This window comes from Streptomyces sp. NPDC007872 (genome assembly GCF_042868165.1).
Classification (GTDB): Bacteria; Actinomycetota; Actinomycetes; order Streptomycetales; family Streptomycetaceae; genus Streptomyces.
Map to the genome: position 1 here is coordinate 63,480 of NZ_JBIAEA010000014.1, position 21,544 is coordinate 85,023.

The following is a 21,544-nucleotide window of genomic DNA, read 5'->3' on the forward strand; positions in this document are numbered from 1 at the left end:
CCTACGGCTCCCACGTCGGCCAGCGCGCCGCGTCCCGTTCGTACAGCTCGCGCAGGTGCAGCCAGCGCTCGGACGTCCGCTCCCGCCAGTCGGCGGGGTGGCCCTCCAGGGCGCGGGCGAGCCACTCGAAGTGGTCGTGCCAGGCGGCGAGCCGGTCGAGGCGGTGCTCCGGCGGGCCCCGCAGCTCGTTGGTGAAACGCAGCACGGTCGACCCGTCGCCGCCGGGTCCGGGCCCCGGTTCCAGGTGGAACCGGATCCGGCCGTGCGTCGGATCGACCGTGTACTCGGCCACGCTCCCGGGGTCCCAGGCGGTCACCCGCCCCGGGTCCTCGGTGTCGCCGCTGGTCAGCCGGTGGAGGACGACCCGGCCGCCGAGCCGGGGCTCCAGCGGGTCCGCCGCGCACAGCCAGCGCGCCAGGCCCTCGGGGGTGGTGACGGCCGTCCAGACCTCGGACGGCGGGTGCGGCAGCTCGACGGTGAACCGCAGCACGTGCGTGTCGCCGTCGTGGGTCTCGCTCCTGCCCCGGGAGATCTCGCTCATGGTTCCAGCGTCGCCCAGGGGCGGGAGCGGTGCCAGCGCGGGCACGTCCCGGGAGGTCAGACCCCGGAGTACGAGTGCTTGCTGCTCACGAAGATGTTCACGCCGTAGTAGTTGAAGAGGAAACAGGCGAAGGCGATGAGCGCGATGTACGCGGCCTTGCGGCCCTTCCAGCCGGCCGTCGCGCGCGCGTGCAGGTACGCGGCGTACCCGACCCACGTGATGAACGACCAGACCTCCTTGGCGTCCCAGCCCCAGTAGCGGCCCCACGCGTCGCCGGCCCAGATCGCGCCCGCGATGATCGTGAAGGTCCACAGCGGGAAGATCGCCGCGTTCACCCGGTAGGAGAACTTGTCGAGAGAGGCGGCGGCGGGCAGCCGCTCCAGGACCGAGCGGGCGAAGGCGCCGGGGTTGCCGCCGGTCGCGAGCTTGTTCTCGTACGAGTCGCGGAAGAGGTACAGCAGCGTGGCGACCGCGCCGAGGTAGAAGACCGCGCCGCAGAAGATCGCGGTGGAGACGTGGATCCACAGCCAGTACGAGTCGAGCGCGGGCACGAGCTGGTCGCTGGGGGTCTTCAGCCAGGTGGTGGCCAGGCCCAGGTCGAGCAGGACGGTGGTGACCAGCGGCAGGCCGATCCAGCGCACGTTCTTCTTGGCGAGGAGGAAGCCGAGGTACGCGCCGACCGCCACCGTGGAGAAGGTGGTGGAGAACTCGTACATGTTGCCCCAGGGGGCCCGCTGCACGGAGAGCGCCCGGGTGACCACGCCCGACGCCTCGACCAGGAACGCGAGGACGGTGAGCGAGACGGCGATCCGGCCGTAGAGGTCGCCCTTGACCGTGCCGCCGGCCGCGCCGGGGCCGTCCGGGACGTCGCGGGTGCCGGCCGCGGTCCGGGTGACGACCGTCGGCTTGTCGAGCACGGCGGTGGAGCCGGCCTGCTTGACCCGGACGGTCACGGCGGCGGCCGGGGCCTCCCCGGCCGGCCGGGTGAGGGCGGCGGCGGTGCGGCCGACCTTGCTGCGGCTGCCGAGCACCCATTCGGCGATGTGGGCGAAGAAGGCCAGGGTGTAGACGGCCATCGAGGAGTAGACGAGCAGGTCGCTCATCCGCGCCAGGCTCTCGTCGGTCGTGGCGGCGAGGATCACTTGTCAGCCTCTCCAGAAGGGGCGGGGTCTTCGGCGGGGTCTTCCGCGGGACCGGCGGGTACACCGGACGCGGGGGGTGCGGCGGGTGCGGTCGCGCTCTCCGCGGTCCCCGCGGTGTCCGGTACGGCCTCCGGATCGGCTCGCGGGGTCTCCGCGGCGGGCGGGGCCTGGGCCGTGAGCGCGACCGCGAGGTCGGCCAGCTCCTCGGGGAGCTTCGCGGACTCGCTGCGGCCGAGACCGGCCATCTCGACGACGGTGACGCCGTCCTCGCCCCGTACGGCCCGGACCCAGATCCGGCGCCGCTGGATGAAGAGCGAGCCGGTCAGGCCGGCGATCGCGGCGATCGCGCCCGCGAGGGCGAGGCCGTTGCCCGGCTGCTGCGAGACCTGGAAGCTCGCCCACTCCTTGACGTCCTTCTCGAAGGTGATCGAGCCGGCCCCGCCGGGGAGCGTCATGGTCTCGCCGGGCAGCAGGCGCTGGGCGAGCTTGTTGCCGGACGCGTCCTTGAACTGGGTCATCTTGGACTTGTCGAGCTGGTACACGTTCTGCGGGAGGCCGGCGTTCACGCGCAGGTCGCCGTGGAAGCCGGTGAGCGCCATGACGGGGAAGTCGAGCGCCGGGAACTGCGAGAACATCGTGCCCTGGCCCGCGCCCGCGAAGGTCGGCACGAAGAAGGCCTGGAAGCCGAGCTGTTCCTTCTTGCCGTTCTTGTCGCGGTAGCCGTCCATGACCTTGATCGCGCCGGTCGACGTGATGTTGTTGTCGATCGGGAGCAGGGGCACGGCGCCGTGGAAGACGGTCTTGCCGCGCCCGTCCTTGACGGTGACGACGGGCGCGTAGCCGTGGGCGATCAGATAGACCTTGGAGTCGCCCACCTTCAGCGGCTCGTTGACCCGGATGACCGCCTTCTCGTCCGCGCCGCCCCGCGAGTAGGTGACGGCCGCCTCGAAGGTGCGGGGGGTGCCGCGCTGCGGTCCGCTCTTCTCGTACGTGCCGGTGAAGGAGTCCAGCGTGAAGCTGAACGGCTCCAGGGCGTCGGTGCCGAACAGCGAGCCGGACTTGAAGTCGTCGTACTGGGTGAGCGTGTTGGAGAAGCCGTCGCCCTCGACGATCAGCTTGCCGCCCTCGGACTTGAGGAGCTGGCCCCAGGCGAAGGCGACGAGCATCACGATCAGGGCGACGTGGAAGGCCAGGTTCCCGGCCTCGCGCAGGTAGCCCTTCTCGGCGGCGACCGCGTCCCCGGCCCGGTGGGCGCGGAAGCGGCGCTTCCGCAGGAGGGCGAGCGCGGCCTCGCGGGCCTGCTCGGGCTCGGCCGCGGTGCGCCAGGTGGTGTACGCGGGGAGCCGGTCGAGGCGGCGGGGGGCGCCCGGCGGGCGGCCCCGGAGCTGGCCGACGAACTGGAGGCTGCGCGGGACGATGCAGCCGATGAGGGAGACGAACAGCAGGAGGTAGATCGCGGAGAACCACACCGAGCTGTAGACGTCGAAGAACTGGAGCTTCTCGTAGAGCGGCGTGAGCGTGGGGTGGGCGTCCTTGAAGGCCTGCACCTTCATCTCGTCCGCGCTGTTCTGCGGGACGAGGGAGCCGGGCACGGCGCCGAGGGAGAGCAGGAAGAGGAGGATCAGCGCGACCCGCATGGAGGTGAGCTGCCGCCAGAACCAGCGGATCCAGCCGACGGCTCCGAGGACGGGCCCGCCGGTGACGGCGTCGCCGCGGTCCTGCCGGTCCTCCCGGTCCTCCCTGGGGGCGGTCGACAGCTCGGCACCGGCCGCCTCGTCGGCGGCGGTGCTCTCCGTCGTGTCGGTCTTGCTCATGGAACTCAGATCCCCACCGTGAAACCGTCGGACCAGCCCTGCATCGTGGCGACCATGCTGTCCCACGCCCCTGTGAGGAGCAGGACTCCGGTGACGATCATCATGCCGCCGCCGATCCGCATGACCCAGACGTAGTGCCGCTTGACCCAGCCGAACGCGCCCAGCGCCTTGCGGAAGGCGAGGGCGGCGAGCACGAACGGTACGCCGAGACCGAGGCAGTACGCGAAGGCGAGCGCCGCGCCGCGCCCCGCGCTGGCCTGCTCCAGGGCGAGCGCGTTGACGGAGGCGAGGGTCGGGCCGATGCAGGGGGTCCAGCCGATGCCGAAGAGGGCGCCCAGCAGCGGGGCGCCGACCAGGCCCGCGGCGGGCTTCCGGTGGAAGCGGAACTCGCGCTGGGTCAGCCAGGGCATCAGGCCGAGGAAGAAGACGCCCATGAGGACCATGAGGACGCCGAGGACCGTGGTGAGCGTCTCGCGGTACTCCTGGAGGGTGGACCCGAAGTAGCCGAAGAGGGCGCCGCCGGAGACGAACACGGCGGTGAAGCCGAGGACGAAGAGGACGGCGCCGGTGGTCATCCGGCCCCGGCGGCTCTCGGCGAGGTCGGCGCCGGTGACCCCGGTCACGTAGCTGAGGTAGCCGGGGACGAGCGGCAGGACGCACGGCGAGAAGAAGGAGACGAGCCCGCCGAGGACCGCGAGGGGCAGGGCGAGCAGCAGGGCTCCGCTGGTGACCGTCTCGTTCACCGGCTCACTTCTCCTCGAGGAGCGGGTCGATCATCGAGCGGAGCTTCGTGTCGTCGAGGGCCATGAGGGCGCGGGCGGCGATCTTGCCCTCCTTGTCGAGGACGACGGTGGAGGGGATGCCCTGGAGGCTGAGGGTGCCCTTGGGGAAGCCGAAGAGGATCAGCTTGCCGGCGGGGTCGTAGAGGCTCGGGTAGGGGACCTCGTAGTCCTCTTCGAAGGCGAGCGCCTGCTGCTTGTTGGCGTCGCGGGTGTTGAGGCCGACGAACGCGACGTCCTTGCCCTTGAGGTCGCCCGCGACCTTGGCGAAGTGGGGGGCCTCGGCGCGGCAGGGGGCGCACCAGGAGCCCCAGGCGTTGAGGACGACGACCTTGCCCTTGAGGTCGGCGACGTCGAGCCGCTCGCCGTCGAGGGTCTCGCCGGCGAGCTTGCCCGGGGTCGCGCGCTCGCCCCTGGGGGCGGTGGAGATGCCGCCCTTGGTGGTGACGAAGTTGGTGCCGCCCCCGCCGGACGTGCCGCCGCCGTCGCCGCCGCAGGCCGAGAGCGCGAGGGCGGCGGTCAGCACTCCGACGGCGAACAGGGTGCGTCGAGGGGCACGGCTAAGGCTCATGTGAAAAGTTTCGCATGGGCGTTTGGGGGATCTTGGGCACCCCCCTACGTGCCCGTAAAGCACCTTGTCAAGGATGCCTAAGCGAGGGGTGCCCACGGGAAGGGTCAAGCGGCCTTGAGGAAGGTCTTCCAGCCGCCGGCGGGCTTCTCCCCCACGCCCAGGCCGCGCAGCTTGGCGAGCACCTTCGGGTCCTGGACGTCGAGCCAGTCCACGAACTGCCGGAAGGAGACGAGCCGGACGTCCTTCTTCCCGGCCATTCCCTTGAGCGCCTCTTCGACGGCGTCCATGTAGATCCCGCCGTTCCACTGCTCGAAGTGGTTGCCGATGAAGAAGGGCGCGCGGTTCGTCTCGTACGCGCGCGTGAAGCCGGAGAGGTACGCCTCGGCCGCCTGCTTGCGCCAGCCCGGGTAGCGCGAGGGCATGCCCTTCGTGGAGTTCTTCGACTGGTTGGCGAGCATGTTGTAGTCCATGGAGAGGACTTCGAAGGAGTGCCCGGGGAAGGGCACGGCCTGGAGGGGGAGGTCCCAGATCCCCTGGCGCTTGTCGGGCCAGGTCTGGCGGCCGCCGGGCGAGCTGGCGTCGTAGCGCCAGCCCAGCCGCTTGGCGGTGGGCAGCAGGTTGTCCTGGCCGAGGAGGCAGGGGGTGCGGCCGCCGACGAGTTCCTTGGAGTAGTCGAAGGGGAGCGGGTCGAGCTCGGTCCAGCCGCTGTTGGTCTTCCACTCCGTGACGAACCTCACGGCCTGGTCGATCTCGTTCTGCCACTGGGCCGGGGTCCAGTTGCCGACGGAGCCGGAACCGCCGCAGAAGTGCCCGTTGAAGTGGGTGCCGATCTCGTGGCCTTCGAGCCAGGCCTGCCGGACGTACTTCAGGGTGTCCTTGATGTGGTCGTCGGTGAGGTAGCCGATGTCGGAGGCGCCGACGCGGTTGTTCGGCGGGCGGTAGAGGTTCTTCTTCGCCTCGGGGAGGAGGTAGATCCCGGAGAGGAAGAAGGTCATCGCCGCGTCGTGGTTCCTGGCGAGTTCGAGGAAGCGGGGGAAGAGTCCGTTGCCGACCTCGCCGGCGCCGTCCCAGGAGAAGATCACGAACTGGGGCGGGGTCTGGCCGGGTTCAAGCGGGACGGGCGCGCCGGGCTGGTGCGGCTGCTTGCCGGTGTCGGCGGTGGAGCCGTCGCCGATGAGCCGGCCGGTGTCCTTGGTCGGGGTGGGGGTGGCCGGATCCGCCGTGACGTCACCGCCCTTGCCGGGCTTGTTGGGCCCGGGATGTCCGGCATTGTCCTTGTTCGAGGTGCTGCACGCCGCGACGCCCATCGCCGCGGCGGCCCCAACGCCCGCCCCGAGCAGCCCCCTTCGAGTGATTCCACTGATCTCGCGCATCTCGTCCCCATTCGCGCTGACGTATGACCTGAATGTCATCCAAACCGACAAACAGTGAGATGCAGGGAGGAACACGGGGGTTCCCGTTAAATAGCACAAAAATTTAAGGGCGTTCGGATGACATGAACATCATCCGAACGCCCTGAAAGGCGATCCGTCAAGGCCGAGCCGTCCGGCGGACGGATCCGGCCCCGCGAACGGGGCTACGCCCCGAAGGCCTTCGACTTCCCCTTGACCGGCTTCGCACCCGCGAGCAGGTGCGCCGGGACCAGGTCCCGGGCCGGCTCGCTGTACCCCACCGAGACGATCTTGTCGCCCCGGTACGTGAACGAGGTCAGCGACGCCAGCGTGCACTGCCGCCGCCGCGGGTCGTGCCACAGCCGCCGCTTCTCCACGAAGCTGCGGACGATCCAGATCGGCAGTTGGTGGCTGACGCAGACCGCCTCGTGGCCCCGGGCCGCGTCCTTCGCCGCGTCGAGCGCGCCCATCATGCGGACGACCTGCTCGACGTACGGCTCGCCCCAGGACGGCTGGAACGGGTTGGTCAGGTGCTTCCAGTTCGCCGGCTTGCGCAGCGCCCCGTCGCCGACGCCGAAGGTCTTGCCCTCGAAGACGTTCGCCGCCTCGATGAGACGCGGGTCACTGGCCAGGTCCAGGCCGTGCGCCTTGGCGATCGGCGTGGCCGTCTCCTGCGCCCGCTCCAGCGGGGAGGCCACGACGTACGTGACGTCCCGGTCGGCCAGGTGCTCCGCGACCCGGTCCGCCATCTGCCGGCCGAGCTCGGAGAGGTGGTAGCCGGCGCGGCGCCCGTAGAGGACGCCGTCGGGGTTGTGCACCTCGCCGTGGCGCATCAGGTGCACCACGGTGATGTCGTCGTCGCCCTTCGCCCGCGCCTGCACCCGGTCCTCGGGCGTGGTGGCGGACCCGGTCGCGACCTCGGTGCCGCTGAGGCCCCCGGTGCCGGTGGCGGTCACGGTCTCGGTGGCGGTCTCGGTGCCGGTCACGGCCTCCCCCTCCGTACGGTCGTCCGTCGCGTCGCTCATGCCGTGGCCTCCGCGGCGGCGCGGGCGGCGGCCGGCAGGGCGGCGGCGATCCGCTCGACCGCCCGCTCGTCGTGGGCGGTCGACACGAACCAGGACTCGAACGCGGACGGCGGCAGGTACACCCCGTCGGCCAGCATCGAGTGGAAGAAGGCGTTGAAGCGGAAGGCCTCCTGCTTCTTCGCGTCGTCGTAGTTCCGCACCTCGTCGGCGGTGAAGAACACCGAGAACATGTTGGAGGCGGTCTGGAGCCGGTGCGCCACGCCCTCCTTGGTGAGCGCGTCCGTGACCAGGCCCCGGATCTCCGCCGAGACCGCGTCCACCTTCGCGTACGCCGCGTCGTCGAGCAGCCGGAGCTGCGCGAGCCCGGCGGCGGTCGCGACCGGGTTCCCGGAGAGCGTGCCCGCCTGGTAGACCGGGCCCGCCGGGGCCAGGTGGCCCATGACGTCGGCGCGGCCGCCGAACGCCGCGGCCGGGAAGCCGCCGCCCATGACCTTGCCGAAGGTCAGCAGGTCGGGCTCGACGCCGTCGACGCCGTACCAGCCGGCCTTCGAGGTGCGGAAACCGGTCATCACCTCGTCCGAGACGTACAGCGCGCCGTTCTCCCGGCACAGGTCCGCCAGGCCCTGGTTGAAGCCCTCGGCCGGCGGGACGACGCCCATGTTGCCCGGCGAGGCCTCGGTGATGACGCAGGCGATCTCGCCCGGGTGCGCGGCGAACGCGGCCCGCACCGCCTCCAGGTCGTTGTACGGCAGCACGATCGTGTCGCCGGCCTGCGCGCCGGTCACCCCGGGCGTGTCCGGCAGCGCGAAGGTGGCGAGGCCCGAACCGGCCGAGGCGAGCAGCGCGTCCACGTGGCCGTGGTAGCAGCCCGCGAACTTGACGACCTTCGCGCGTCCGGTGAACCCGCGGGCCAGCCGGATCGCGGACATCGTCGCCTCGGTGCCCGAGGAGACCAGGCGCACCTGCTCGACCGGCTCCACGCGCGCGACGATCTCCTCCGCGAGCGCCACCTCGCCCTCGCCGGGGGTGCCGAACGAGGTGCCGCGCGCCACGGCGGCCTGCACGGCGGCGGTGACCTCCGGGTGCGCGTGGCCGAGGATCATCGGTCCCCACGAGCAGACCAGGTCGACGTACTCCCGCCCGTCCGCGTCGGTGAGGTACGGACCGGAACCGGACACCATGAACCGGGGCGTTCCGCCCACGGCCCGGAAGGCACGCACCGGTGAGTTCACGCCGCCGGGCGTCACGAGGGAAGCGCGGTCGAAAAGCGTCTGTGAGACTGGGGCTTCGTATGAATACGGCACTGTGATCCTGACCTGCGAGAACGTTGTGGGGCACGACATCGGGAACGGAGGGACGGCGTGGGCACCCCCTGTGTTACGCCGGGGCGTACGCCCGCCGCGTCTGCGAAACTGGGGCGTCATAGGGATGGCTCACGGAATCCATGGTGTCAGAGGCCACGGCGTTCTCGCGGACCGGTATTTCGCCGTACGAGCGCGGGGGAGGTCACTGTCACGATGATCGGGTTGCGCGGCGGGGTCGTGTTGCCGAGAAAAAGCAGTCGGGTGGAGATATGCATCGCGGTGGCGGACCGGGCGAGGGGACGGACGACCTGGGTCCGGAGTCTGCCCGGCGGGGAAGGCACCGGCGCCGGCGGACCGAAGACCCGAGCCCGGACGCTCCGGGGAAGCGGGGAGGCCCGGAGGCTTCGCGCAAGCAGGGGAGCCCGGGCGCTCGGGACGAGCGGGACGCCGTGGGCGGGAGGGGCCGGTTGGGGGTGACGTACAAGTACTTCGGCGCGCCCGACGGCGCGACGGCGGCCCGCGTGCCGGTCTCGATGCGACCCGAGGAGCTCGGCGGCGACGAGCTCGGCATGGGCGGCATGTTCACCAAGATCAAGCCGGAGACCATAGCGGCCATGGTCCTCACCGGCATCCAGGGCATGCCCCTGCACAAGGTGCCCCCGCTGGAGCTGGTGGTGCTGCACCCCGACTACGCGGTGGTGAAGCTGCCGATGACCGTCGTCGACCCGCTGCGCGCGATCGGCGAGGAGTCGGTCGGCGCCGCCGCCTTCATCTGGTCCACGGTCCCGGACCGCGGCGGCCCCCGCGACGCCTTCGACGTCTACCAGTTGCTCCACGAGTGGCAGGACTTCTCGGTGCGCCTCCACGAGGCGGGCCACCAGCCGTACTGCCTGGTGTGGCCGTAGGGCCTGCCGGGTCGGCGGGTACGGCCTCAGGACCCGCCCGGCCGACGGGCGCGACCTCAGGACCCGCCCGGCCGACGGGTGCGGCCTCAGGACCCGCCCGGTCGGCGGGTGCGGAAGGAGCCGGGTCCCGTCAGGGCCGGTCCTCCCGCTCGGCGGCCTTCGCCGCCTCCGCCGCCCGCGCGCGCTCGGCGGCCAGTTCGCGCGCGGAGGGCAGCCGGTAGGGGACGTCGATGACCACGACGTTCTTCATGAACAGCAGCCGGGCCTTGAGGCGCAGGGCGCTCTGGTTGTGCAGCGGCTGCTCCCACCAGTGCCCGACCACGTACTCGGGGATGACCACCGAGACGACCGAGTCGCCCCTCCGCTCCGGCGCCTCCCGCACGTGCCGCAGGACCGGCTGGACGACCGAGCGGTACGGGGAGCCGAGCACCCGCAGCGGCACGTCGATGCCGTGGGCCTCCCAGGACGCGCGGAGCACCTCCGCCTCCGCCGGGTCCTCGGCGACGGTGACGGCCGTGAGCGAGGCGGGCCGCAGGGTCTTCGCGTACGACAGGGCGCGGAGGCTGGGCGCGTTGACCGAGGCCACGAGGACCAGGACGTGGTTCCCGGCGAGGGCGCGGGGCCGCTCGCCGGGGCCGACGGCGACCTCGGCGGCGACGGCCTCGTAGTGCCGCCGCACCCCCTTCATCCCGGCGTAGAGCACCGGCATCGCGAGGACGACCAGCCAGGCGCCGTGGGTGAACTTGGTGACGAGGACGATGACGAGGACGACCGCCGTCAGGCAGGCGCCGAAGGCGTTGATCGCGAGGCGGCGGTGGAGGACGTGCCGGGCCGTGTCCCCGGCGGGCCTGGCGAGTTCTCGCCGCCAGTGCTTGACCATGCCGGCCTGGGAAAGGGTGAAGGAGACGAAGACGCCGACGATGTAGAGCTGGATGAGGCGGGTCAACTGGGCGTCGAAGGCGACGATCAGGGCGATCGCGGCGAGCGCGAGGAGGACGATGCCGTTGGAGTGGACGAGCCGGTCGCCGCGGTGGAAGAGCTGGCGGGGCGCGTAGCGGTCCCGGCCGAGGACGGAGGCGAGCATCGGGAAGCCGTTGAAGGCGGTGTTGGCGGCCAGGACCAGGACGCCGGCGGTGACGGCCTGGAGCGCGTAGAAGAGGACGTGCCAGTCGCCGAAGGTGGCCCGCCCGATCTGGGCGAGCGCGGTGGACGTCGGGGTGCCCGGGGCGAGCCCCAGCTCCGTGGGGTCCTCCGCGACGTGCACCTCGTACACCATGGCGAGCACGGTGATCCCGAAGAACATGGTCACGGAGAGCCCGCCCATGATCGCCAGGGTGGTGGCGGCGTTGCGGCTCTTGGGTTTCGCGAAGGCGGGGACGCCGTTGCTGACGGCCTCGACGCCGGTCAGCGCGGTGCAGCCGGAGGCGAAGGCGCGCAGGCCGAGCAGGACGAGCGCGAGCCCCGAGTAGGCCGAGACCTCTTCCACGGGCAGGCCGGCGGACTCGGCCCGGATCGTCGCGCCGGTCGCCATCCGCACGGAGGCCACCGCGAACATCAGGTAGATCACGCCGATGAACGCGTACGTGGGGAGGGCGAACCAGCGCCCCGACTCGCGCACCCCGCGCAGGTTCAGCCAGGCGAGGACCACCACGAAGAACACCGACAGGGCCACCGCGTGCCCGTCGAGCGCGGGGGCGGCCGAGGTGATGGCGGCGACCCCGGAGACGACGGAGACGGCGACGGTCATCACGTAGTCGATGAGCAGTGCCGAGGCGGCGGTGAGCGCGGCCCGCTGCCCGAGGTTCTCGGCGGAGACCACGTAGGCCCCGCCGCCGCCCGGATAGGCGTAGCAGGTCTGCCGGTAGGAGGCGACCACCACCAGGAGCAGCACGACGATGCCGGCCGCCGCGTACCAGGCCAGATGGAGCACGGCCAGGCCGCCGAGGGCCAGGATCAGCAGGATCTCCTCGGTGGCGTAGGCGACCGAGGAGAGCGGGTCGCTGCAGAAGATCGGCAGCGCGACCCGCTTCGGCAACAGGGTCTCCCCGAGCCGCCCGCTCTCCAGCGGACGGCCTACGAGCAGGCGTTTCGCCGCACTTCCAGCTCTCATAAGTGCTGAAGTTAGGACGAATGGTATGTAATGCGCGGAAGCCGCGCCCTGAGGGGGTGCCCCACACCCCGTGGAAGCGCCTGTACGAGGAGGGACCCGACGCGTGAGCGGAGTACGAATGGCCGGCGGACCCATGCAGATCGGCGAGGTCGCCGCACGGACCGAACTGTCCCTGCGCACCATCCGGCAGTACGAGGACAGCGGCCTGGTCGTCCCGTCGGCGGCCTCCCCGGGCGGCTTCCCCCTCTACACGGACGAGGACGTGTCCCGGCTCATGGTGGTCCGCCGGATGAAGCCGCTCGGCTTCACCCTGGACGAGACCCGCGAACTCCTCACGGCCGTGGACCGGCTGGCCGCCGACCGCCCCGGCACCGACACCGAGCTCGACCCGGACGAGCGGGCCGCGCTCGTGTCCCGCGTCCACCGCTACGAGCAGGCCGCCGCCGAACGGGTCGCCGAACTGCGGGCACAGCTCACCCGCGCGGAGGAGTTCGCCCAGTCCCTCCGCACGCGGTTGGCGGCGGCGCCGGCCTGAGGAGCCGAAGCACCACTCCTCAGGAACTCCTCCCTCAGGGCGCGAGCGCCTCCGCGAGGTCGCGGAAGAAGCGGGCGTACGCGGCGGCGCTGGGCGGGGTCTCCGGGTTCCAGGGGGTGAGCCGGACCCCGCCGGGCAGGGCGTACGGGGGCGTGGCGTGGTCCCGGCTGTCGAAGAGGACCAGGTCGGGACGGAGGCCGGCGGCGTGCCCCCAGTCGGTGGTGAGCCAGTTGGCGCCGGGGCCGGGGCCCGGGTCGAGGAGCCGGACGCCGAGCCCGGCGAGCCACGCCAGCTCGGGCCAGGCCTGCGGGCGGGCCAGGTGCACCTGGTCGGGCCCGGCCCCGGAGAGCGCGAGCACCCCGAGCCCGCTGCGGGCCGCCGCCTCCCGGAGGGCGGCCTCGGCGGCCTCGAACTCCGCGAGGGCGGCGCCCTGACCGGGCCCGACGGCCGGGCTCACGGTCACCGGGGTCACGATCTCCGGCCCCACGGCGTCGGACCCCACGACCACGGGGTTCACGGCCACGGGGTGCGCGGCCCGGGGGCCCGGGACCACCGGATCGGCGTGTGCCGGACCCGTGACCGCCGGGCCCGCGTACGCCGGGTCGACGTCCACCGGGTCGGCGCCCGCCGGATCGGCACTCGTCGGGCCCCCGTCTGCCGGGCCCGCGTCCGCCGGATCCGCGTATGCCGGGCCCACGTCCGCCGGGCCCGTGACCCGCAGATCGGCGGCCAGCGCGGCGAACCGGTCGAGCATGGCCGGCAGGTCGAGTGCGCCGCCGCCGACGGAGAGGGCGATCAGCGGCACCCCGAGCCGCTCGACGAGCACCGCGTCCAGCGCGTAGGGGCTCTTCCCGTCGTACGTCACGTCGACGACGACGTCCGGCCGCAGCTCCCGCAGCACCGCCTCGTCCAGGCCCCGGCCCGGTCCGAGGTAGGGCACCCCGACCGCCTCCAGGACCCCCGCCTTCGCCGGGTCGTACACGTCGCCGTCGTGCCCGGAGCCGTACACCGCGACCGGCGTCACCCCCAGGTCGTACAGGGCGGCCCCGGCCCGTACGTACGCGACCACCCGCCTCGGCACCCGGGCCGCCCCCGACCGCGTGCCCCTGTCGTCCGTGAATCCCCATGCCTGCGTTTCGGACATGCGGCTGCTCCCTCCCCGGCCGGAATCTCCCTGTTCCGCCACCTTGGAACGGTTGTCCGGCCCGCACAAGAGGGCCTGCGCCCGGCGCGCGCCGTCCCGGCCGGAACCCCGGCCCCGGCTCCCCCTGCCGGAAGGGCGCCGGGGGGTGTTAACTGAACGCGTCGGGAGGAAGCAGCAGGAATCGCCACGCCGTCGTGCGGGCGCGCCCCTCCGCCGGGGCGCACCGCGTACGGGCGGCCCTCACGCCCTGGAGTGAGCCATGCCCTTGCCCGGCCGGTTCTCCGACCCCCGTGCGATCACGCTCTTCGGCCTGCTCGCCGTCTCGACGGCGACGGGTCTGGCCCTGGGCCTGCGCGCCCGCGCCCGCCGCGACCGGGCGGACGCCCCGCTGGAGCGCGTCTGGCACCCGCAGGAGTCGGTCCCGCTGACGCCCGCCGAGGAACACGCCTTCGGCGAGGTCGCCTCCCGCCTCTCCCCCGGCCCGACGGGCCGCCCGCGCTGATCACCCGCGCCGACCACCCCGGCGGGGCCCTACCAGGCGCGCGGGTCGCGGCCGGTCGTGGCGAGCAGGCGCTCGAAGGCGGTGGCGTCCCCGGGCAGGTCGACGGCGTCCCCGAAGACGCCCATCCTCCGGGCCATCGGGGCCATCCCCTCCACCTCCCCGGCGAGCCCGGCCACCACGGCCGGGTCCGGTGCGAAGGCCCGGCCGGTGGCCCGGGCCAGGTCCCAGACGTGCACGGTCAGGTCGAGCAGCACCATGCAGCCGACCGTCCGCGCGGGCAGCCCCAGGGCGCCGGACGTGCCCTCCTCGGCGCCGGGCGCCGACCACGCCTCGACCAGCTTCCCGGCCTCCGCCCCGAACGCCTCGCGCCAGCCGGCCGCGGCGACCCGGTCCGGGGTCTCGGAGAAGTCGGGCGTCCCCTTGGCGGCGAGGACCTGGAAGTTCACGACGACGGAGAAGAGGTGGTTGAGCAGGGCGCGCACGTCGTACTCGGCGCAGGGCGTGGGCGCGCCGAGGGAGGCGTCGTCGATGCCGCCGACCAGGGGGACGGCGTCGCCGGCGGCGGTGCGGAGCAGGTCACCGATGCGGAGCTGGGCCTCGTTCGTCATGATCCCGACGCTACGGAAGCATGCCCGGCCCCGTCTTGAAGAAACACGACAGCCGGGGGGAAGGTGTCCAGGGCCTGTCCGGCGGATCAGCGTCGCGGCCCCGGTCATGATCCGCCGGACAGGCCCTAGCATGCGGGACATGTCCGCCTCAGGTCCCCGGCGGGACACCCGGGGCATCGTCGACCCCGCCGGGCTGCTCTCCCGGGTCCGCTTCCGCCGGCACCTCCCGGCCCCGGAGCTGCGGCCCTACCTGGAGCACTACTGGCTGATCGACTGGGACCTGCCGGAGCCGTACGCGAGCCACGTCGTCCCGCACCCCTCGGTGAACGTCGTCTTCCAGCGTTACGGCCCGCTGGGCGCCCCGGCGGCCGGGGGAAGCGCGTCGGCCGAGGTCGCGGGGATCGGTCTCGGCCTGTTCACCCACAAACTGGAGGAGGCGGGCCGGGTCTGCGGCATCCAGTTCCGCCCCGGCGGCTTCCGGCCCTTCGCGCCCGCGTGGCCGGTGTCGACGTGGACGGGCCGCCGCGTCCCGCTGGCGGAGGTCTTCCCGGAGCCCGCGCGCTCCCGGGCCTCCGACGTACCGGATCCCGGCGTCCTGGCCGCCGTCCTCACCCCCGACGAGGACCACGCGCGCGTGGCGGCGCTCGACGCCTTCCTCCTGGCGCACGGCCCGGCCCCCGACCCGGCCGCCGACCTCGCCGTGGAGCTGGTGGAGCTGGTCCGTTCGGACCGCACGATCCGCAGGGCGTCCCGACTCGCCACCGCGTCGGGCCTGTCGGCCCGCTCCCTCCAGCGCCTCTTCGCGAGCCGCGTCGGGGTCGGCCCGAAGTGGGTGATCCTGCGCTACCGCATCCACGAGGCCCTGGAACGCGCCGAGGCCGCGGAGACGGAGGGCGCCCCGGACTGGGCCGCCCTCGCGGCCGAACTGGGCTACAGCGACCAGGCCCACCTCGTACGGGACTTCACGGCGACGATCGGGGTGCCGCCCACGGCGTACGCCCGCGGACCGTCAGTGGCGTGACCTACGGTGCGGAGATGGAGAACGACACCTCACGCGTACGCCTGGAGCCCTGGTCCGAGGAGGACGCGGGGCTCCTGCGGGCCCTGAACGCACCGGCGCTGACGGCCCACCTCGGCGGCCCGGAGACCGAGGAACAGCTCGTGCGGCGCCACCGGCGGTACGTGGAGATGAGCGCCGCGGAGCCGGGCGCGGGCAGGATGTTCCGGATCGTGCTGCTCCCGGAGGAGACCGCGGTGGGCAGCATCGGGTTCTGGGCCCAGACCTGGGACGACGAGCCGGTGTACGAGACCGGATGGGCCGTGCTGCCGGGCTTCCAGGGCCGGGGCGTGGCGACGTCCGCCACGCGCGCGGTGATCGCGGAGGCCCGGGCGGCGGGCCTCCGCCGGCACCTGCACGCGTTCCCGTCGTCGGACAACACCGCCTCGAACGCGGTGTGCCGCAAGGCGGGGTTCGCACCGCGCGGCGAGCGGGACTTCGAGTACCCGCCGGGGCGCCCGATGCGGTGCAATGACTGGCGGTTCGACCTGGGGGTCCCGGCTCAGGAGGCCTGACCGGGCGCGGTGAGCGGCCGGGTGAAGTGGAAGGCCACGATGTCGAAGCGCTCCCGCAGGTAGAAGCGGTGGGCCCCGGTGCGGTGGGTGCCGGAGTCCAGATTGAGCTCGTGGCAGCCGGCCGCGCGGGCGTGCCCCTCCAGGTGGGCGATCAGCGCGTGCCCGACGCCGGTGGACCGGTCGGCCTCCGCCGTCACCAGGTCGTCGACGTAGAGCTTGCGCAGGGAACTGGTGTTGACGACGATCCGCCAGCCGGCCGCGCCGACGCAGCGCCCGTCGTCGGCGTAGGCGGCGCTGAACCGCAGTCCCTGGGAGTGCCCGGCCTCGTACACCTCGCGGAAGAGCTCCGGGGTGAGGTGGGGCCGGAGTTCGGAGAGGACCGGCAGGAGGTCGCCCTCCAGGCGGGGATCGCCCGGTTCGAGGTCGGTGATCTTCATGCCGGGACGGTACCCCAGGTTTTTTCAGGGTTGACCACCGAGGCGCGGTCCCGGATATTTGCCTGTGTCACGCAGACTATTCGCGACGCAACAGAGCCGGCCGGCCCTGCCGCCCACCCACGGCGGGGCCACCGACCACCGGGCTACCGTCCGCCCGCACGATCACCCGTCCCGAAAGGACACCCCATGACCGTTCTCGTCACCGGCAGCCGCGGCCGCGTCGCCGCCACCCTGCTCAGCCTCCTCGCCGCCGCGGGCGTCGAGGCCAGGGCCGGCTCCACGAACCCCGCGGACCTCTCCCCGCCCGCCGGAGTCGCCGCCGTGCACTGCGACCTCACCGACCCGGCCACCTTCGACACCGCCCTGAAGGGCGTCGACTCCGTCTTCCTCTACGCCGAGGCCACCCACGCCGGCGCCTTCGCCGAGCGGGCCCGCGCCGCCGGCGTCGAGCACATCGCCCTGCTCTCCTCCAGCTCCGTCCTCGCCCCCGGCGCCGACACCGACGCCATCGCCTCCCGCCACCTCGCGGCCGAGCGCGCCCTGGCGGCCGCCGCCGACTCCGGCGCCTTCGAGGTCACCCACCTCCAGCCCGGCGCCTTCGCCACCAACGCCCTCGCCTGGGCACGGACGCTCAAGGCGGGCCACGGCCCGGCGCTGCCGTACCCGCACGCGCACAGCGACCCGATCCACGAGCGCGACCTCGCCGAAGCCGCCCTCGCGGTCCTCACCGAAACCCGGCTGCGCGGCTCCTCCCACTGGCTGACGGGCCCCGCGTCACTGGACTTCACCGAACAGCTCGCGATCCTCGCCGAGGTGACCGGACGCCCCGCACCGCACACCGTCACCACCCCCGAGGAGTGGAAGGAGTCGGTCGCCGCCTTCATGCCGGAGCAGGTCGCGGACGCCCTCCTCTCCCACTGGGCCGCCCACGACGGCCGGCCCGCGCCCCTGACCGACACCGTGGAGGAACTGACCGGACACCCGCCCCGCACCTTCGCCACCTGGGCCACGGACCACGCGGAGGCCTTCCGCCCCTGACCGGACCGCACCGCGCCCGCGGGCCCACGCCCCGCCCCGCCCCTTTTCGCCCCGGACTCCACCGCACCCCCGCCCCGGACCGAATTCCCTGGCAGCCCGTCCGCCCCCGGTGCCATCCTGTCCCCGTGAACGGACCGGAGATCCAGATCAGTTTCGCCCCCGGCCTGCGGCTCTTCGTCTCGGCGGAGCGGCGCACCGGCCCCACCCCCGTGACCACCGACGGCGCCTCGTCCCTCGGCCACGTCGTGGAATCACTGGGAGTGCCCCTCACCGAGGCCGGACGGCTCCTGGTCGACGGACGCCCCGTCGACACCGCGCACGTCCCGAGCGCGGGCGAGACGGTCGAGGTCGAGGACGTGGCCCGCCCGCAGCAGGTCCCCGGCGCGCCCCTCCGGTTCCTGCTCGACGTCCACCTCGGCACCCTGGCCCGGCGCCTGCGCCTGCTCGGCGTGGACGCCGCCTACGAGAGCGAGGACATCGGCGATCCCGCCCTGGCCGCCCTCTCCGCACAAGAACGACGCGTCATGCTCTCCCGCGACCGCGGCCTGCTGCGCCGCCGCGAACTGTGGGCGGGCGCCTACGTCTACAGCGACCGACCGGACGAACAACTCCGCGACGTCCTCGAACGCTTCGCCCCGCCCCTCGCCCCCTGGACCCGCTGCACCGCCTGCAACGGCGAACTGAGCAACACCGACAAGGACGCGGTCCGCGCCCGACTGGAACAGGGCACCGAGAAGACCTACGACGTCTTCGCCCAGTGCGTGAAGTGCGACCGGGTCTACTGGCGCGGCGCCCACCACGCACGCCTGGAGACGATCGTCTCCGACGCGATGAGGGAATTCGGCGGGGCGACGGCCGGCTAGGACTCGTCCGGCCGGTCCAGGTCGCCCCCGCGCAGCCGCTCGACCTGTCGGGCGCTCACCTCGACGGTGCGCCGCATGTGGGCGATGAGCAGGGCCACCTCGGCGTCGCTGTAGGCGTCGAACATCATGCCCCAGGCGCCGTTGAGCTTGCGCCACAGGGCGCCGAACTCCGCCATCCGCCCGGGGGCCGGCGAGACCAGGACCCGGCGCCGGTCCTCGGTGTCGCGCGCCCGCGTCACGTACCCGGCCCGCTCCAGCCGGTCGACGAGCCGGGTCGCGGAGCCGGTGGTGAGCCCGGTCAGCTCGGCGACCCGCCCGGTGGTCACCGGCCCGCCCTCCAGGCTGAGCAGGTTCAGGCACTGCACATCGGTCGGATGGAGCCCCAGGTGGTCCGCGACGGCCTGGTTGAACAGGGCGTAGGCGGCCATGTAGCGGCGGGCCTCCCCGTACAGCTCGGTCATCAGCGTCTCGCGCCGGGCGGAGCTCTTCTGCGTCATGCAGGGATCGTACGGACCGGCCGCCCCGCACCCGAAGGGCACGCCCCGGAAGAGCCCGCCTCAGAAGACGTACGGATCACCGGTGTCCAGCACCAGGACGCGGTGCCGGTCGTTCCCCGGGTTCCGGTCGACCGCCCCGTCCCGCCAAGGCGTACTGATCTCCGCCGTCAGCTCCTCCGGAAGCCCCGCGACCCACAGGTCGAGCGCCAGCTCCCCGCCCCTCCCGCCCACCGCGAGCTCCCCCGTCCGGCAGGACACCACCCGGTCACTGCTCCACAGACAGGCTTCCGGCAGCCCGTACCCGCCGGCCATCGGCACCGAGAAGGCGATCCGCACCGTCGCCCGGGCGACGGGGGCGGGCCCGTGGTTCTCGCTCACCAGCCGGACGCCGAGCCGCCCGTCCCGGAGGAAGAGGTGTCCGTGGTGGGACAGATCCGCCTCGGCCCCGTCCACAGCACCCACGGCCCCGGCCCCCGCCCCCACCACCACGGCGGCCGCGAGAACGGCCCCGAGCGCACCCCGCCACAATCCACACATAAGCACAAAATAACCACACACACGCTCCTCTCCCCCCACCCCCGGCCCGCGTGTCCCCACCACGCCCGCCCCGCTCCCCCCACCACCACCCCGCCTATCCTGACCGGGCGATCACCACCATCGATCACCTGCGCGAGGAGCACGCCATGACCGCCACCGGTACCCCCATCGCCGTCGTCACCGGCGCGAGCAGCGGAATCGGCGCCGCCACGGCCAGGCAACTGGCCGCCGCCGGCTACCGCGTGGTCCTCACCGCCCGCCGCAAGGACCGCATCGAGGCCCTCGCCGCCGAGATCAACGACGCCGGCCACCAGGCCACCGCCTACGCCCTCGACGTCACCGACCGCACCGCCGTCGACGAGTTCGCCACCGCCTTCCGCACCCTCGCCGTCCTCGTCAACAACGCGGGCGGCGCCCTCGGCGCCGACCCCGTCGCCACCGGCGACCCCGAGGACTGGCGCCGCATGTACGAGGTCAACGTCCTCGGCACCCTCCACATGACCCAGGCCCTGCTCCCCGCCCTCACCGCCGGCGGCGACGGCACGGTCGTCGTCCTCTCCTCCACCGCCGGCCACGGCACCTACGAGGGCGGCGCCGGCTACGTCGCCGCCAAGAACGGCGCCCGCGTCCTCGCCGAAACCCTCCGCCTGGAGATCGTCGGCACCCCCGTCCGCGTCATCGAGATCGCCCCCGGCATGGTCAAGACCGACGAGTTCGCCACCACCCGCTTCCGCGGCGACACCGACAAGGCCGCCAAGGTCTACGCCGGCGTGACCGACCCCCTCACCGCCGACGACGTCGCCGAAACCATCACCTGGGCCTGCACCCGCCCCCCGCACGTCAACATCGACCTCCTGGTCGTCCGCCCCCGCGCCCAGGCCTCCAACACCAAGGTCCACCGGGAGCCGTAGAACCGCGAAAGGGGCCGGTGCGCACGGCACCGGCCCCTCCCGTCCACGGAAGCGGAACCCCGAAGCGGCAAGGCCCCGGGGGGAACGACTCAGCCCTTCACGCAGATGAGCTGCTTCAGCTTCGCGACGACCTCCACCAGGTCCCGCTGCTGGTCGATCACCTTCTCGATCGGCTTGTACGCGCCCGGGATCTCGTCCACGACGCCGGAGTCCTTGCGGCACTCCACGCCCCGCGTCTGCTCCTCCAGGTCCCGCGTCGTAAAGCGTCGCTTCGCCGCGCTCCGGCTCATCTTCCGGCCCGCGCCGTGCGAGGCCGAGTTGAAGGACGCCACGTTCCCGAGGCCCTTCACGATGTACGAGCCGGTGCCCATCGAGCCCGGGATGATCCCGAACTCCCCGGAGCCGGCCCGGATCGCGCCCTTCCGCGTGACCAGCAGGTCCATGCCCTCGTACCGCTCCTCCGCCACGTAGTTGTGGTGGCAGGAGATCACCGGCTCGAAGGTCACCCGGGCCTTGCGAAACTCCCTGCGGACGACCTCCTGGAAGAGCGCCATCATGATCGCGCGGTTGTACTTGGCGTACTCCTGCGCCCAGAAGAGGTCGTGCCGGTAGGCCGCCATCTGCGGGGTGTCCGCGACGAACACCGCCAGGTCGCGGTCGACGAGTCCCTGGTTGTGCGGCAGCTTCTGCGCCTCGCCGATGTGGTGCTCGGCGAGCTCCTTGCCGATGTTCCGGGATCCGGAGTGCAGCATGAGCCACACCGAACCGGACTCATCGGTACAAAACTCCACGAAATGGTTGCCCGATCCGAGCGTTCCCATCTGCTGCCCCGCCCGCTCCCGCCGGAACTTCACCGCGTCCGCGACCCCGTCGAACCGCGACCAGAAGTCGTCCCACCCCGCCGTCGGGAACTGGTACAGCCGCTTCGGGTCCACCGCCTCGCGGTGGAGGCCGCGGCCGACCGGGATGGCCTGTTCGATCTTGGAGCGGAGGCGGGAGAGATCGCCCGGCAGGTCGTCGGCCGTCAGGGAGGTCTTGACCGCCGACATGCCGCAGCCGATGTCCACGCCGACCGCCGCCGGACACACCGCGCCCTGCATCGCGATCACCGAACCGACCGTCGCGCCCTTGCCGTAGTGCACGTCCGGCATCACGGCCAGGCCCTTGATCCAGGGGAGCGTCGCCACGTTCTGCAACTGCCGCAGGGCGCCGCCCTCCACCGTGGAGGGGTCGGCCCACATCCGGATCGGCACCTTCGCCCCGGGCACTTCCACGTACGACATACTTCCTCGATTCCCCCGAAAAGACCGATAACGCA

Annotated in this window: 23 protein-coding genes; 8 read left to right on the forward strand and 15 right to left on the reverse strand. The window is 72.7% G+C overall.

Annotated elements, in window-relative coordinates; all coding sequences use genetic code 11:
• Window position 1 precedes the first annotated feature (1 nt).
• The 8 genes from ACFYNX_RS32730 to hemL form a co-directional block, all read right to left on the reverse strand.
• Window positions 2-541 carry an SRPBCC domain-containing protein gene (locus ACFYNX_RS32730; RefSeq protein WP_388667023.1) on the reverse strand — a complete coding sequence of 180 codons (540 nt, stop codon included), beginning with the start codon at window positions 539-541 and terminating at the stop codon, window positions 2-4.
• A 56-nt stretch (window positions 542-597) separates the two neighbouring features.
• Window positions 598-1,683 (reverse strand): c-type cytochrome biogenesis protein CcsB, encoded by a 1,086-nt coding sequence (gene ccsB / locus ACFYNX_RS32735; RefSeq protein WP_388667026.1) that lies wholly within the window; start codon window positions 1,681-1,683, stop codon window positions 598-600.
• Window positions 1,680-3,497, reverse strand: coding sequence for a cytochrome c biogenesis protein ResB (locus ACFYNX_RS32740; protein ID WP_388667029.1), 1,818 nt, complete (start codon window positions 3,495-3,497; stop codon window positions 1,680-1,682). Before ACFYNX_RS32740 ends, ccsB begins: the two co-directional genes overlap by 4 nt.
• Before the next feature lie 5 nt (window positions 3,498-3,502).
• Window positions 3,503-4,240 carry a cytochrome c biogenesis CcdA family protein gene (locus ACFYNX_RS32745; RefSeq protein ID WP_125660945.1) on the reverse strand — a complete coding sequence of 246 codons (738 nt, stop codon included), beginning with the start codon at window positions 4,238-4,240 and terminating at the stop codon, window positions 3,503-3,505.
• 4 nt (window positions 4,241-4,244) lie between these two features.
• Window positions 4,245-4,847 (reverse strand): TlpA disulfide reductase family protein, encoded by a 603-nt coding sequence (locus ACFYNX_RS32750; RefSeq protein ID WP_365548525.1) that lies wholly within the window; start codon window positions 4,845-4,847, stop codon window positions 4,245-4,247.
• A gap of 104 nt (window positions 4,848-4,951) precedes the next feature.
• Window positions 4,952-6,220 carry a hypothetical protein gene (locus tag ACFYNX_RS32755; protein WP_388667033.1) on the reverse strand — a complete coding sequence of 423 codons (1,269 nt, stop codon included), beginning with the start codon at window positions 6,218-6,220 and terminating at the stop codon, window positions 4,952-4,954.
• A gap of 203 nt (window positions 6,221-6,423) precedes the next feature.
• Window positions 6,424-7,071 (reverse strand): histidine phosphatase family protein, encoded by a 648-nt coding sequence (locus ACFYNX_RS32760; protein ID WP_125660988.1) that lies wholly within the window; start codon window positions 7,069-7,071, stop codon window positions 6,424-6,426.
• Window positions 7,072-7,259: 188 nt separating this feature from the next.
• Window positions 7,260-8,567, reverse strand: a complete 1,308-nt coding sequence (hemL, locus tag ACFYNX_RS32765) for a glutamate-1-semialdehyde 2,1-aminomutase (RefSeq protein WP_365548531.1) — start codon at window positions 8,565-8,567, stop codon at window positions 7,260-7,262.
• A gap of 269 nt (window positions 8,568-8,836) precedes the next feature.
• On the opposite strand from hemL, the gene ACFYNX_RS32770 reads away from it, so the two are divergent.
• Complete coding sequence (locus ACFYNX_RS32770) at window positions 8,837-9,472, forward strand: hypothetical protein (protein WP_365548534.1); 636 nt, start codon at window positions 8,837-8,839, stop codon at window positions 9,470-9,472.
• Between the two features lie 130 nt (window positions 9,473-9,602).
• On the opposite strand, the gene ACFYNX_RS32775 is transcribed toward ACFYNX_RS32770, so the two are convergent.
• The gene (locus ACFYNX_RS32775) at window positions 9,603-11,582 is read right to left on the reverse strand and encodes an APC family permease (protein WP_388667036.1); all 1,980 of its coding nucleotides are present in this window, start codon (window positions 11,580-11,582) and stop codon (window positions 9,603-9,605) included.
• A gap of 118 nt (window positions 11,583-11,700) precedes the next feature.
• Here ACFYNX_RS32775 and ACFYNX_RS32780 point away from each other — a divergent pair, with 118 nt between their 5' ends.
• A complete protein-coding gene (locus ACFYNX_RS32780; RefSeq protein ID WP_125660991.1) occupies window positions 11,701-12,117 on the forward strand; it encodes a MerR family transcriptional regulator in 417 nt (138 codons plus the stop codon).
• 34 nt (window positions 12,118-12,151) lie between these two features.
• On the opposite strand, the gene ACFYNX_RS32785 is transcribed toward ACFYNX_RS32780, so the two are convergent.
• Complete coding sequence (locus ACFYNX_RS32785; RefSeq protein WP_388667039.1) at window positions 12,152-13,261, reverse strand: ABC transporter substrate-binding protein; 1,110 nt, start codon at window positions 13,259-13,261, stop codon at window positions 12,152-12,154.
• A gap of 259 nt (window positions 13,262-13,520) precedes the next feature.
• Between ACFYNX_RS32785 and ACFYNX_RS32790 the strand changes: the two genes are divergently transcribed.
• Entirely contained in the window at window positions 13,521-13,763 is a 243-nt protein-coding gene (locus tag ACFYNX_RS32790) for a hypothetical protein (protein WP_125660963.1), read from the forward strand.
• 29 nt (window positions 13,764-13,792) lie between these two features.
• Here the strand turns inward: ACFYNX_RS32790 and ACFYNX_RS32795 are convergent, their stop codons facing one another.
• Window positions 13,793-14,371, reverse strand: a complete 579-nt coding sequence (locus tag ACFYNX_RS32795; protein ID WP_388667042.1) for a TIGR03086 family metal-binding protein — start codon at window positions 14,369-14,371, stop codon at window positions 13,793-13,795.
• Between the two features lie 139 nt (window positions 14,372-14,510).
• Here ACFYNX_RS32795 and ACFYNX_RS32800 point away from each other — a divergent pair, with 139 nt between their 5' ends.
• Window positions 14,511-15,392 carry a DUF6597 domain-containing transcriptional factor gene (locus ACFYNX_RS32800; RefSeq protein ID WP_388667045.1) on the forward strand — a complete coding sequence of 294 codons (882 nt, stop codon included), beginning with the start codon at window positions 14,511-14,513 and terminating at the stop codon, window positions 15,390-15,392.
• A 14-nt stretch (window positions 15,393-15,406) separates the two neighbouring features.
• Window positions 15,407-15,943: a GNAT family N-acetyltransferase gene (locus tag ACFYNX_RS32805; RefSeq protein ID WP_388667123.1), complete on the forward strand. Its 537-nt coding sequence runs from the start codon at window positions 15,407-15,409 to the stop codon at window positions 15,941-15,943.
• On the opposite strand, the gene ACFYNX_RS32810 is transcribed toward ACFYNX_RS32805, so the two are convergent.
• A complete protein-coding gene (locus tag ACFYNX_RS32810) occupies window positions 15,931-16,380 on the reverse strand; it encodes a GNAT family N-acetyltransferase (RefSeq protein ID WP_388667048.1) in 450 nt (149 codons plus the stop codon). The two genes, ACFYNX_RS32805 and ACFYNX_RS32810, sit on opposite strands and share 13 nt — an antisense overlap.
• A gap of 186 nt (window positions 16,381-16,566) precedes the next feature.
• Here ACFYNX_RS32810 and ACFYNX_RS32815 point away from each other — a divergent pair, with 186 nt between their 5' ends.
• A complete protein-coding gene (locus tag ACFYNX_RS32815; protein WP_388667051.1) occupies window positions 16,567-17,418 on the forward strand; it encodes an NAD(P)H-binding protein in 852 nt (283 codons plus the stop codon).
• 125 nt (window positions 17,419-17,543) lie between these two features.
• A complete protein-coding gene (locus ACFYNX_RS32820; protein ID WP_388667054.1) occupies window positions 17,544-18,281 on the forward strand; it encodes a Mut7-C RNAse domain-containing protein in 738 nt (245 codons plus the stop codon).
• Here the strand turns inward: ACFYNX_RS32820 and ACFYNX_RS32825 are convergent.
• Together ACFYNX_RS32825 and ACFYNX_RS32830 are read right to left on the reverse strand one after the other, a co-directional pair.
• Window positions 18,278-18,778 (reverse strand): MarR family transcriptional regulator, encoded by a 501-nt coding sequence (locus ACFYNX_RS32825; RefSeq protein ID WP_365548560.1) that lies wholly within the window; start codon window positions 18,776-18,778, stop codon window positions 18,278-18,280. The two genes, ACFYNX_RS32820 and ACFYNX_RS32825, sit on opposite strands and share 4 nt — an antisense overlap.
• A gap of 60 nt (window positions 18,779-18,838) precedes the next feature.
• Window positions 18,839-19,240: a hypothetical protein gene (locus ACFYNX_RS32830; protein ID WP_388667058.1), complete on the reverse strand. Its 402-nt coding sequence runs from the start codon at window positions 19,238-19,240 to the stop codon at window positions 18,839-18,841.
• 221 nt (window positions 19,241-19,461) lie between these two features.
• On the opposite strand from ACFYNX_RS32830, the gene ACFYNX_RS32835 reads away from it, so the two are divergent.
• Window positions 19,462-20,226 (forward strand): SDR family NAD(P)-dependent oxidoreductase, encoded by a 765-nt coding sequence (locus ACFYNX_RS32835; RefSeq protein ID WP_388667061.1) that lies wholly within the window; start codon window positions 19,462-19,464, stop codon window positions 20,224-20,226.
• 89 nt (window positions 20,227-20,315) lie between these two features.
• On the opposite strand, the gene ACFYNX_RS32840 is transcribed toward ACFYNX_RS32835, so the two are convergent.
• Window positions 20,316-21,509: an RtcB family protein gene (locus tag ACFYNX_RS32840; RefSeq protein WP_388667064.1), complete on the reverse strand. Its 1,194-nt coding sequence runs from the start codon at window positions 21,507-21,509 to the stop codon at window positions 20,316-20,318.
• Between the last annotated feature and the right edge of the window lie 35 nt (window positions 21,510-21,544).

Excerpts from the sequence above, each read along its gene's own strand:
- ACFYNX_RS32800 (WP_388667045.1), top strand. The coding sequence starts at position 14,511 with ATGTCCGCCTCAGGTCCCCGGCGGGACACCCGGGGCATCGTCGACCCC.
- ACFYNX_RS32755 (WP_388667033.1), bottom strand. The coding sequence starts at position 6,220 with ATGCGCGAGATCAGTGGAATCACTCGAAGGGGGCTGCTCGGGGCGGGC.
- ACFYNX_RS32730 (WP_388667023.1), bottom strand. The coding sequence starts at position 541 with ATGAGCGAGATCTCCCGGGGCAGGAGCGAGACCCACGACGGCGACACG.
- ACFYNX_RS32740 (WP_388667029.1), bottom strand. The coding sequence starts at position 3,497 with ATGAGCAAGACCGACACGACGGAGAGCACCGCCGCCGACGAGGCGGCC.
- ACFYNX_RS32750 (WP_365548525.1), bottom strand. The coding sequence starts at position 4,847 with ATGAGCCTTAGCCGTGCCCCTCGACGCACCCTGTTCGCCGTCGGAGTG.
- ACFYNX_RS32840 (WP_388667064.1), bottom strand. The coding sequence starts at position 21,509 with ATGTCGTACGTGGAAGTGCCCGGGGCGAAGGTGCCGATCCGGATGTGG.
- ACFYNX_RS32825 (WP_365548560.1), bottom strand. The coding sequence starts at position 18,778 with ATGACGCAGAAGAGCTCCGCCCGGCGCGAGACGCTGATGACCGAGCTG.
- ACFYNX_RS32780 (WP_125660991.1), top strand. The coding sequence starts at position 11,701 with ATGGCCGGCGGACCCATGCAGATCGGCGAGGTCGCCGCACGGACCGAA.
- ACFYNX_RS32835 (WP_388667061.1), top strand. The coding sequence starts at position 19,462 with ATGACCGCCACCGGTACCCCCATCGCCGTCGTCACCGGCGCGAGCAGC.
- ACFYNX_RS32775 (WP_388667036.1), bottom strand. The coding sequence starts at position 11,582 with ATGAGAGCTGGAAGTGCGGCGAAACGCCTGCTCGTAGGCCGTCCGCTG.
- ACFYNX_RS32805 (WP_388667123.1), top strand. The coding sequence starts at position 15,407 with ATGGAGAACGACACCTCACGCGTACGCCTGGAGCCCTGGTCCGAGGAG.
- ACFYNX_RS32770 (WP_365548534.1), top strand. The coding sequence starts at position 8,837 with ATGCATCGCGGTGGCGGACCGGGCGAGGGGACGGACGACCTGGGTCCG.
- ACFYNX_RS32815 (WP_388667051.1), top strand. The coding sequence starts at position 16,567 with ATGACCGTTCTCGTCACCGGCAGCCGCGGCCGCGTCGCCGCCACCCTG.
- ACFYNX_RS32810 (WP_388667048.1), bottom strand. The coding sequence starts at position 16,380 with ATGAAGATCACCGACCTCGAACCGGGCGATCCCCGCCTGGAGGGCGAC.
- ACFYNX_RS32790 (WP_125660963.1), top strand. The coding sequence starts at position 13,521 with ATGCCCTTGCCCGGCCGGTTCTCCGACCCCCGTGCGATCACGCTCTTC.
- ACFYNX_RS32760 (WP_125660988.1), bottom strand. The coding sequence starts at position 7,071 with ATGCGCCACGGCGAGGTGCACAACCCCGACGGCGTCCTCTACGGGCGC.
- ACFYNX_RS32795 (WP_388667042.1), bottom strand. The coding sequence starts at position 14,371 with ATGACGAACGAGGCCCAGCTCCGCATCGGTGACCTGCTCCGCACCGCC.
- ACFYNX_RS32785 (WP_388667039.1), bottom strand. The coding sequence starts at position 13,261 with ATGTCCGAAACGCAGGCATGGGGATTCACGGACGACAGGGGCACGCGG.